This is a genomic window from Parvibaculum sp., assembly GCF_049672805.1.
GTDB lineage: Bacteria > Pseudomonadota > Alphaproteobacteria > Parvibaculales > Parvibaculaceae > Parvibaculum.
The window spans coordinates 1-9,751 of sequence record NZ_JBATWS010000236.1 but is presented as its reverse complement, the minus strand read 5'-3'; the positions used below and the strand labels follow the sequence as shown (position 1 = coordinate 9,751).

The 9,751-nt window shown below is 62.0% G+C and carries 10 protein-coding genes; all 10 read right to left on the bottom strand.

Annotated elements, in window-relative coordinates; translation table 11 throughout:
• Positions 1-104: 104 nt before the first annotated feature.
• Complete coding sequence (locus WBF74_RS07705; protein WP_424437662.1) at positions 105-1,484, bottom strand: ATP-binding protein; 1,380 nt, start codon at positions 1,482-1,484, stop codon at positions 105-107.
• The gene (locus tag WBF74_RS07700) at positions 1,474-2,145 is read right to left on the bottom strand and encodes a response regulator (protein WP_424437659.1); all 672 of its coding nucleotides are present in this window, start codon (positions 2,143-2,145) and stop codon (positions 1,474-1,476) included. Before WBF74_RS07700 ends, WBF74_RS07705 begins: the two co-directional genes overlap by 11 nt.
• A 22-nt stretch (positions 2,146-2,167) precedes the next feature.
• Complete coding sequence (locus tag WBF74_RS07695) at positions 2,168-2,518, bottom strand: PepSY domain-containing protein (RefSeq protein ID WP_424437656.1); 351 nt, start codon at positions 2,516-2,518, stop codon at positions 2,168-2,170.
• Positions 2,519-2,570: 52 nt separating this feature from the next.
• Positions 2,571-3,242, bottom strand: a complete 672-nt coding sequence (locus tag WBF74_RS07690; protein ID WP_424437653.1) for a nitroreductase — start codon at positions 3,240-3,242, stop codon at positions 2,571-2,573.
• A 26-nt stretch (positions 3,243-3,268) separates the two neighbouring features.
• Positions 3,269-4,288, bottom strand: coding sequence for an acyl-CoA dehydrogenase family protein (locus WBF74_RS07685; RefSeq protein ID WP_424437650.1), 1,020 nt, complete (start codon positions 4,286-4,288; stop codon positions 3,269-3,271).
• A gap of 11 nt (positions 4,289-4,299) precedes the next feature.
• Positions 4,300-5,451 (bottom strand): acyl-CoA dehydrogenase family protein, encoded by a 1,152-nt coding sequence (locus tag WBF74_RS07680; RefSeq protein WP_424437647.1) that lies wholly within the window; start codon positions 5,449-5,451, stop codon positions 4,300-4,302.
• Between the two features lie 24 nt (positions 5,452-5,475).
• Positions 5,476-6,267 carry an SDR family NAD(P)-dependent oxidoreductase gene (locus WBF74_RS07675; protein WP_424437644.1) on the bottom strand — a complete coding sequence of 264 codons (792 nt, stop codon included), beginning with the start codon at positions 6,265-6,267 and terminating at the stop codon, positions 5,476-5,478.
• 200 nt (positions 6,268-6,467) lie between these two features.
• A complete protein-coding gene (locus WBF74_RS07670) occupies positions 6,468-6,659 on the bottom strand; it encodes a hypothetical protein (protein ID WP_424437641.1) in 192 nt (63 codons plus the stop codon).
• Between the two features lie 42 nt (positions 6,660-6,701).
• Positions 6,702-7,421 carry a DUF2793 domain-containing protein gene (locus WBF74_RS07665; protein WP_424437638.1) on the bottom strand — a complete coding sequence of 240 codons (720 nt, stop codon included), beginning with the start codon at positions 7,419-7,421 and terminating at the stop codon, positions 6,702-6,704.
• Positions 7,411-9,751 (bottom strand): baseplate multidomain protein megatron (locus WBF74_RS07660; protein WP_424437635.1); only part of this gene is annotated, 2,341 nt, incomplete at its 5' end. The genes WBF74_RS07660 and WBF74_RS07665, both read right to left, overlap by 11 nt.

Genomic DNA, 9,751 nt, shown 5'->3' with positions numbered 1-9,751 from the left:
ATCCGATAGTCACGAAGATAAGCGTGCGCCCTTGAGCGGGGGCTGAATGTACCGTTCATCTGGCGTTCAGCTTTTTGGAGAAAAACCGCAGAAATCCGCGAGTTTCAGGCTGCCGTGGTCGAGGCCGGCAAATAAAGTTCAGCGCGAAGCCCGCCTTTTTTTGCCGCTTCGAGCTTCAGCTCCCCGCCATAAAGCTCCGCAATTTCTGTCACGATGGAAAGGCCAAGGCCGGAGCCGGGCTTTGTCTCGTCAAGCCGCGCGCCGCGCTTCAGCGCGGTCTTGCGGGCATCTTCCGGCAGCCCCGGCCCGTCATCCTCCACCACGATCTGAATAAAGGGGCGGTTGCGCCGTTCGATCCCCCGCGCGTGCACGGAGATGGTTACCTCCTCCTCCGCCCATTTGCAGGCATTGTCGAGGAGATTGCCGGCAACTTCTTCAAGGTCCTGCGCCTCACCGCGAAAGCCGGTTTCATCGTCGCAGATGATCTCGATGGAGATGCCACGCTCGGCATGAATGCGCTCCAGCGCATTGGCAAGCCCCATGAGAACAGGCTTCACCGGCGTATTCGCGCCCAGCACATTGGCAGATGCCGCCATGCGGGCGCGCGTCAGATGCCGGTCGATCTGTTCGCGCATCTGCGTCACCATGCGCCGTACCGTCTCGCCGAAGGGACCGTCATGCGTGCGTGCCTCATTGGTCAGCACACTGAGCGGTGTTTTCAGCGCGTGGGCAAGATTTCCGACATGGGTGCGGGCACGCTCCAGCACCTCACGGTTGTTTTCGAGAAGGCTGTTCAGTTCTTCGGCCAGAGGTTCAATCTCGGAGGGAAACTCGCCTTCAAGCCGCGTCGCCCGCCCGCTTCTGATCTGCGCAAGCGAGGCGCGCACATTTTCAAGCGGGCGGAGGCCGTAGCGCACCTGAATGAGCAGCGCCACAAGCAGCCCCGCGCCCAGCGCCACCATGGAGACGATGAGCCAGGTGTTGAAGCTCTGTATCTCCATATTCATTTCCGAGCGTTCCCCCGCCACCGCGAAGGACACCGGCACGTCATAACCCGGCAACATCACCCGCCGCTCGACCACGCGCAGCGGCTGGTTTTCCGGCCCCACCGTGTCGAAAACCTTGAGGCCGATGGCATTGCGCTCCACCGCCTCGGCAGCAGAAAGATCAAGCGACTGGTCGAAAAGCGAACGGGAGCGGAGAGCCGGGCGCGGCGCCACAGGCCATATCTGCCAGTACCAGCCCGAATAAGCGAGATCGAAGCGCGTTTCGGAAAGGCCGCGCTGGCGCACGATTTCGCCCTGCGCATTCACTTCCGTCGTTGCGATCAGGCTGTGAAGCAGCACGTTGAGGCGGCTGTCGAAACTGTTTTCAACCGAATTCCGGAAGATCGTGGAAAGGACGAGGCCGCCTGCCACAAGCGCGATCACGCTCCAGAGAGCAGCCCCTGCAATCAGCCGGAATGCGAGACTGTCACGCCGCATCTTCCGCCGCCGCCAGCCGGTAGCCGAGGCCGCGCACGGTCTCGATTACATCTTTTCCGAGCTTGCGGCGCAGACGCCCCACGAAAACCTCGATCGTGTTGGAATCCCGGTCGAAATCCTGATCGTAAAGATGTTCGACCAGTTCGGTGCGCGAAATCACGCGGCCCTGATGATGCATCATATAGGCGAGCAGGCGATATTCGAGCGAGGTGAGCTTCACCGCGCGGCCATTCACCGTCACGCGGGAGCTTCGCGTATCAACGCGGACGGAGCCATATTCAAGCTCGCTTGTCGCATGGCCCGTGGAGCGGCGCAGGAGCGCGCGCAGACGCGCCAGCACTTCCTCCATGAAAAAGGGCTTGGCGACATAATCATCCGCACCTGCATCAAAGCCCGCCACCTTGTCGCTCCAGCGGTCGCGCGCGGTGAGGATCAGCACAGGCATGGTGCGGCCATCGCGGCGCCATTTCTCTAGCACCGTCACGCCGTCCATTTCCGGCAGGCCGAGATCGAGAATCACTGCGTCATAGGGTTCGGTGTCGCCCAGAAAATGGCCTTCCTCGCCATCCGTGGCGCTGTCCACCACATAGCCCGCCTCTTCCAGAGCCGTAACAAGCTGACGATTGAGATACTGGTCATCCTCGACAACAAGCAGCCGCATTCTTCTTCTCCCACCTTCCGGCCTAACGCGCGCCGAGCACGCGGCCCGAAGCCGCATCCACCGTCACAACGATAACCCTGTTCTGGGCCGTCATGATCTTCACGTTATAGGCATTGCCGCCAAAGCTCATATCGAGAAAACGCCCCGGATAGGCAGCAAGCGCCGCCTGCTTCGCCTGGCCCGGGGATATGGCCTCACCCGAACGCACTGCGTCGCGCGTCCGGTCCTGTTCGGACTGGTAGCCGCCCCACTGGGCAGGTACGAGAAGCGTTTCATCCGCCCGTGCAGGGCCAAGCCCCAGCGAGAGGAAGAAGGTGATCGTCAGGGCGATCCATATGGCTTTCGGCGTCATCATGCCCCTTTCATAGGCCATCGACGCTGAACCCCGGATGAACAGGATTTGCCCCCTGCCCGCCCGCTCCGGCTCAGAACCCGCTCAGAGTAGCAAATTCCTCAAGCGGCGCACGGTCTGTCCGCAAACGGTTAATGGGGGCGCTTTCATCCATATAGCCAAGCCCCATGCCGCAGAAAAGCATCAGCTCTTCCGGCATGGAGAGAAACTCGCCGATGGTCTTGTACCAGATCGCCCAGGCTTCCTGCGGCGCGGTGTGGAGGCCGTGTTCGCGCGCAACCAGCATGACCGACTGCATGAAAAGGCCGAGATCGACCCACTGGCCAAAGCCCATCTGGCGGTCAATGGCGAAGAAAATCGCAACCGGCGCATCGAAGAAGCGGAAGTTCTTTGCAAATTGCACGAGCCGTCCCGCCTTGTCCTCGCGCGACACGCCGATGGTCGCATACATATCTTCACCGCATTTGAAGCGGCGCGACTTGTAAGGCTCGGTCAGGCCCTTCGGATAGATGTCATATTCCGTGCCCTCACCGAAAGGATTGTCCTTCTGCTTGGCCTCGATGATCGAGAGAAACTCTTTCAGCTTCTCGCCCGTCAGCACATAGACATGCCAGGGCTGGAGATTGCCGCCGGAAGGCGCGTATTTCGCCTGCTCCAGTATCTCGCGCACCGTTGTTTCCGGCACCGGCTTGTCGAGAAAGGCGCGGCAGGTGATGCGGGTCTTGAGGGCTTCGGAAACTTTCATCGGACTGTCCTCTTGCAAATCAAATTCTAGCGGGCCGTCACGTGCGGCCAGAGCGCGTCTGCACCTGCGGCAATGGTTTCGCGGCCAAGCTGTTTCGCCCATTCGCTGCCAGCACCAAATTCCGCCCGCCACGCCCAGAGGCGGCGCGTTGCGAAGTGGAGCGAATGTTCATAGGTGAAGCCGATCGCACCATGCACCTGGTGCGCAATGGATGTGGCGATACCGGAGGCATCATCCACGCGGATTTTTGCAGCGGCGATTTCAAAGGCCGCATCCGCGCCGCGCTTTTCCACCTGCGCACAGGCATAGTCGGTGATGACGCCGCAAGCTGCCGCCTGTGTTGAAAGCACGGCAAGCTGCTGCTGGATCGCCTGAAACTTGCCGATGGGTTTGCCGAACTGCGTGCGCTCATTCGCATAGGCAACCGATTGCGACGAGAGATAGCCCAGCGCGCCCGCCATCTGGCAAGAGCGGACCAACGCGCCGAAAAGCCGTATCGCATTTTCCGGCAGCGAGATCGGGGCGGCACTTCCCGTCACGCCCGAAAGCGTTACGCTGTCGCGCGGCTCGCGGGCGACATTCACACCGGGTTCGATCTTCGCGCCCGCAAGCGGCACCAGCACGGCCTTGCCCTTCACCAGCACCACGCCATGCGCCGCGTCGCGGCCCCAGGGCACGCGCCTTGCGGTGCCGGAAAGCCTGTCGTCTTCAAGCGTGAACTCGCCTTCGAGAAGCGTCGTCACGCCTTCCGGGATATCGAGACCGGCCTCCGCGAGAAGCCAGTTTGCCAGAAGCCCTTCCGCCAGCGGAAGCGGCGCCACATGCTCGCCCGCCGCCTTCAGCACAATAGCGGCATCGGCCCATCCGGCGCCCGCTCCCCCCTGTGCTTCCGGCACGATGACGCGGGTGAGGCCGTTTGCCTCTACCTCGTCCCAAAGTTCCTTCGGGAAAGTGCCTTCCTCTGCCCTGCGGATCAGCTCGCTTGTCACGCGCTCCGAGAGGAGACCGTTCACGCTGTCGGAAAGGATTGTTTTCAGTTCGTCCATTTCTTCCTCCCTCAGCGCAGGCCAAGACCGCGGGCGATGATGCCGCGCAGGATTTCGCGTGTACCGCCGCGCAGCGAGAAGGACGGTACGGTCTGTGTCAGATAGCCAAGCACCTGCTCATAATCACTGCCTTCGCCGATCATGGGTTCAAGCCCCAGCAGGTCATGCGCGCGCACCGGCATGTCCTGTTCGAAGATCGCGCCGAGATCCTTCACGACCGATGCTTCGAGCGCCGGGTTCTCGCCCTTTTCGAGCATCCCTGCCACGGAGAGCGACATCTGGCGAAGCGTGACGAGATGCGCCACAAGGCGGCCGATTACTTCCGCACCCTCCGAGCCGCCACGCTTTTCAAGCTCGCGGATCATCTCGACCATCAACAGGAAGCTTGAGAGATAGCGTTCCGGTCCGGAGCGTTCGAAGGCGAGTTCCGCTGTCACCTGCGCCCAGCCGCTGCCCGGCGAGCCGACCAGCATATTGTCCGGCACGAAGGCATTTTCAAAGATGACTTCGTTGAAATGCGCATTGCCCGCCAGATCCCTGATCGGGCGGATGGTGATGCCGTCTGTATTCTTGAGATCAACAAGGAACTGCGTGAGGCCGGAGTGCTTTGCTTCCGGCGCAAAATCGGTTCGGAAAAGTCCGATCATATAATGCGCCATATGCGCGCCGGAGGTCCAGAGCTTCGTGCCGTTGACGACATAACCGCCATCCACCTTGTCGGCGCGGGTGCGTGTGGCGGCGAGGTCCGAGCCTGAATCCGGTTCCGACATGCCGATGCAGAAATAGCATTCGCCCTTTGCTACGCGGGGCAGGATCATCTGGCGCTGTTCTTCCGTGCCGAAGCGCAGAAGCAGCGGGCCGGACTGGCGGTCGCCGATCCAATGCGCGCCCACAGGCGCACCGGCGGCGAGCATTTCTTCCAGCATCACATAACGATCGAAGAAGCTGCGCTCATGGCCGCCATATTTCTTCGGCCATGTCATGCCGATCCAGCCCTTCGCGCCCATCTTGCGGCTGAAGGCCTCGTCCGAGCCTGACCATGTCTGCGCGCGCGTCACTTTCGGTATGGAAGGCAGTTCCTCGGCGAGGAAGGCGCGTATCTCCTGCCGGAGACCTTCCGTCTCGCCTGGCAGTTCGCAGAGATCGAACCTGAAGGGCTGCATCTTTTTTCTCCCGGGTCTTCTGGATCAGGTGACGAGCGCGGTGGTGCCGCCGTCAATGCGGATATTGAGGGCGTTGATCGCGCCGGAACGCGGGCTTGCGATGAACGCCACCAGATCAGCAATCTCTTCAGGCAGCGGAACATGGCCGGTGAGATTGCCCATGAAATTTTTCAGCACATGCGGCTCGACTTCTTCCCATGTCGTGCCCCAGCCGCGCTCACGCCCCTGCGCGATGAAGCGCTCTTCCACTTCCTTTGTGCGGATGAGGCCCGGCGAGACGAGATTGACGGTGATGCCGGTGCCCGCAAGCTCCTTGGCGAGCGAGATTGTCATGGTCGCCAGCGCGCCTTTCGACGCGTAGTAATGCGGCATCCGCGCGGCAGGCTCCGTCGAGCCGATGGTGCCGAGCATAATGATGCGGCCCCAGCCCTTCTTTTTCATCTGCCCTATCAGCCCGCGCGTGAGGCGCACGGCAGAGAGCACGTTCTTCTCATAGGCTTCGATCCAGCCGTCCGTTTCGGTGCGGGTCCATGTGCCCGCATCGGCCGTGCCGTAATTGTTGATGAGAATATCAACCTCGCCGGAAGCGGCGACGACTTCCGCCGCGCCTTCATCGGTGAGGATGTCGCCTGTCACCGCTTCCGCGCTGAAGCCCGCCGCGCGGATCGCTGCGGCGGCCTCTTCCGTCACCCCCGCCTCGAAGCCATGCACAAGCACATGCGCGCCCTCCCGCGCAAGCGCATGCGCGATGGCGTGCCCCGTACCGCGATAGGCACCGGAGACAAGGACCCGTTTCCCGTTCAGTTCCAGATTCATGGCTAGCCACTATCCGTTTCAGTCGGAGGTCTTTCTAGCAGCAAAGAAGGCCTCTGTCCGCGCCCGGAAAAGAGGCCGGGAGAGACACAGATTGACCTTGCGGAAAGGGCGCATTTCAAACGGCAAAAAGGCCGAATCCCGCCGCCGCAGGAAAGCGGCAAGCGGGATTCGGCCTTGAGCAGTTCTTGAAAGGGCGCGCGCTACTTGCGGCGGGCATAGCCGATATTGAGGGCGATCACATCCACCACCCGGGCGATGCGGCTCACAATATCGTCGTCCTTGCGCGTGGGCGTGATGGCCGCGACGGCGGAGGCCGCGCCGACAACGGCAAGCACGGCTTCGATCCACTGGGCGAAGGCACCGCCTATAAGGCCGTTCAGAAGATAGTCCATGTCTTTTCCTTTCTGGTGTGACAGTTGGTTGTTCCCCGCCGTTCAGGCGGCGGGGCCGGCAAGTTCCAGACAGTGAATGGCGAGCCGCACCTTGCCGCCCGTGAAGTCTCCACCCTCTGCTGTGAGACGGAGAGGCGTTGCGCCGTAATAGGCGCAAGGCGTGCCGCTGACGCCGATCACCGTGGCGTCCACCATGGCACCGATGCCACTGCCATAGCGCGCGGGATCATCGGCAACGCCGAGCTTCCACGTCGTCGCGCCGGTGATCGCCTCGGTGACGATGCCCGTCACACCAAGCACGATCGCGCGGTCGGGGATGAGAAAGCTTGTATCTGATGTACTTCCCGCGTTCAGCTCATGCTCGCCCTCGATCAGCGTCAGTGCGGTAGCGGCACCCGTTGGCGAAGAAATGGCGCTGCCTGCGCCCGAAATCGGGGACCAGTTCGCTCCGTCATGCAGAAGCAGCACGCCTGCCTCTTCATCGAAAGCGCGCCAGCCCGCGCGGGGCGTGAAGAAAGTCCATGCCCCATCAATAAGAGCGGCAACTTCGCCTTCATGACCGCTCCACGCATCACCCGCTTCCGCACCGACGATGTAGCGCGCCCCCTCCCCCGGTTCTTCCGGCGGGCTCGAAAGAGTGCGTGTCAGGACAGAGAGATGCAGCAGTGCATCGAGCTTACGGATCGCTTCATTCACCGTGACATGCTTCTGCGCCTGTGCTGCCTCCACGAAAGGCAGAGCGAGATGAAAACTATTCGACATGAAGGCGCGCCCTCCTTGCTGCGCCGCGACCGAAGCTGCGGCTCATCTGATAAATCCTGACATCGAGGAAAGCGGGTTCCGAATTACCGAAATCAGCTTCCTGATCGGCGGTTGAGTAGAAAACTTCCGCTGTTGCGGAAACCAGCACACGCTTCACCCGATCGCCGTCGCAGATTTCCACCTCATAGGCTTCCATTTCCTCACCAAGCGGCACATCAAGCCCCATCCAGCTATCACCGCCAACCCGTGTGCGCCTTATCCAGCCGATGCGGATGGCACTATCCGGCATCCTTTTCGCGCGCGGATGGACAGGCGAGAGCGGCCGGAGCCCGATGCCCGCAAAGCTTCGGCTCACGCTTTCATAGGTTGGATCGTCAAAGGGGAGCGGTACCGGGCCATAGACCCATTGCCGCTCAAGCCCGCGTTCTGCCTCGGCCAGTCCGAGTTCCTCCACCGCTTCATCTAGCAGTACAAAGCGCGCGCCTGCCTCCAGCGGTTCCCGCATGGCAGATTCCGTGCCCGCCTGCCCGCGCAGCAGACCGCTCAGCCGGAAACTGTCCGGCGCGATGAGTTCGGCGGTGCGGAACTGGATCACCTCCCACTCACCTTCAGGCGTTTCCAGCGCGGCGCGGTTTGCGCCACCGAGAACCGCAAGCGCATCGGCACTCGACAGCACGCCGCTTGAGAGAACGACGACCAGCTCATTCGCTTCATCCCAGCGTGACACGGGACCCGGCATCAGCGCCGATGCTGTGCACCCCAGCGTCGCGGAAGCGCGCACCACACGGTCAAGTGCAAGACCGGCACTCCCCTGCCGATAAACCGCAACGCCGCCCGGCCATGGCTCCGCCGCGACAGCGATGCGCGGTGCATGGGGTGTTTCATCGCCGCTCAGCAGCGGCAGGTCCATGAAAACCGCAAGCGGCCTTCCCCAGTCCGGCGGCAGGTCCGGCGTGGAAGACCGCGATGGCGCTTCCATTGCCGCAAAGAGGCCCGGTGCGCTTGCAACCGCAGAGACTTCGCGCGCGCCTGCATCCACAATGCCTGTCAGCCGGTAACGCGCAACGCGATGCCCGAGATCAAGCTTCACATGATCACCCGGCTCCAGAGCCACAAGGCTCGGCGGCAGAGCAAGTTCCGCGCGCTCGCGCTCCTCCCAGCTTTTCTGCAGCCAGAGATCGGCAATGCGCTGCGCTTCAGGCTGTGTCAGCACCATGGGTAGAGAAGCGGTGGCGACGCGCTGGCTATCGCCACTGAGCTTTCGCGCTTCGACCGCTGCCTGACGATAATCGGCACTGCCATCGATATAGGTGAGCTTCACCGCGCCGGGGAGTTCCGTTTCCTGCCCGCGCACGAGTTTCCATCCCGGCGTGGCGGCATCATCCGCCACGGCGAGCATTGGCGGTGTCAACCATGTTTCGGCGGCATCGCCGAAATGGCGAAAGCGGATGCCGCCTTCGGTTTCCACCGCGTCGAAGAAACCCGCCAGCATGAGCGGTTCGATGGCCGCGCGCGGCGACATGATGCGGTCGATCACGAAACCTTCGACGACGCCGTGAAGCGTGGCGGCATCGGCATCCGCGAAACCCGCATCATTCAGGATCGCGCTCACCAATGCAGGCAGGGAAGCTGCGCCCATGCGCCCGTTCAGCCAGTGGCCAAGCCGCCAGTTCGCACCGTCCGACCAGATGTCCTGTCGCTCGGGGAAGATCGGGAAGGGCCGCGCATCCCATGTCCAGAAGAAGATGCGGGACGGCTCCACCATCCGCCCGCCATAAATCGGCGAAACGGGATTGCTGCCTGCGACATGCTCCGGGTGAGAGGGGTCCCACCATGACATTTCGGCCTCGATGAAACGGCGCTGGATGAAATCATCCCGCGTACCGCGCGAGAAATGCGGCAAGCTGCTCTCTGATGATTTCGGATCGACAAAGACATTGGGCTGGTTCGTTCCCTTGTCCACCGCCGGGCAACCGAGTTCCGTGAACCAGACAGGCTTTGACTTCGGCACCCAAGCTGTCGGTTCAGATGCTTCAACCCCGCCCGGACGGTCATAATGAAGATTGGACCACCAGTTCTTAAGGTCTTTCGCGCGCCACACCCAGGGCTTGCCATGAGCACCATCCGGAATGGGCGTTCGGATTTGTGCGGCGCGGTCTTCATCGCTTGCGTAATACCAGTCATAGCCTTCGCCACCCGCGATGCGGGAACGAAGATAGGCCGTGTCATAGATCGACGGCCATTCCTGCGCGTCGAGATGCGTGTCGCCGTCACGCCAATCCGTCAGCGGCGCATACATATCAATGCCGATGAAATCGATATTCTCGTCC

What these genes read in the sequence shown, in the direction of transcription:
- WBF74_RS07705 (WP_424437662.1), bottom strand. Translation starts at nt 1,484, where the DNA reads ATGCGGCGTGACAGTCTCGCATTCCGGCTGATTGCAGGGGCTGCTCTC.
- WBF74_RS07700 (WP_424437659.1), bottom strand. Translation starts at nt 2,145, where the DNA reads ATGCGGCTGCTTGTTGTCGAGGATGACCAGTATCTCAATCGTCAGCTT.
- WBF74_RS07695 (WP_424437656.1), bottom strand. Translation starts at nt 2,518, where the DNA reads ATGGCCTATGAAAGGGGCATGATGACGCCGAAAGCCATATGGATCGCC.
- WBF74_RS07690 (WP_424437653.1), bottom strand. Translation starts at nt 3,242, where the DNA reads ATGAAAGTTTCCGAAGCCCTCAAGACCCGCATCACCTGCCGCGCCTTT.
- WBF74_RS07685 (WP_424437650.1), bottom strand. Translation starts at nt 4,288, where the DNA reads ATGGACGAACTGAAAACAATCCTTTCCGACAGCGTGAACGGTCTCCTC.
- WBF74_RS07680 (WP_424437647.1), bottom strand. Translation starts at nt 5,451, where the DNA reads ATGCAGCCCTTCAGGTTCGATCTCTGCGAACTGCCAGGCGAGACGGAA.
- WBF74_RS07675 (WP_424437644.1), bottom strand. Translation starts at nt 6,267, where the DNA reads ATGAATCTGGAACTGAACGGGAAACGGGTCCTTGTCTCCGGTGCCTAT.
- WBF74_RS07670 (WP_424437641.1), bottom strand. Translation starts at nt 6,659, where the DNA reads ATGGACTATCTTCTGAACGGCCTTATAGGCGGTGCCTTCGCCCAGTGG.
- WBF74_RS07665 (WP_424437638.1), bottom strand. Translation starts at nt 7,421, where the DNA reads ATGTCGAATAGTTTTCATCTCGCTCTGCCTTTCGTGGAGGCAGCACAG.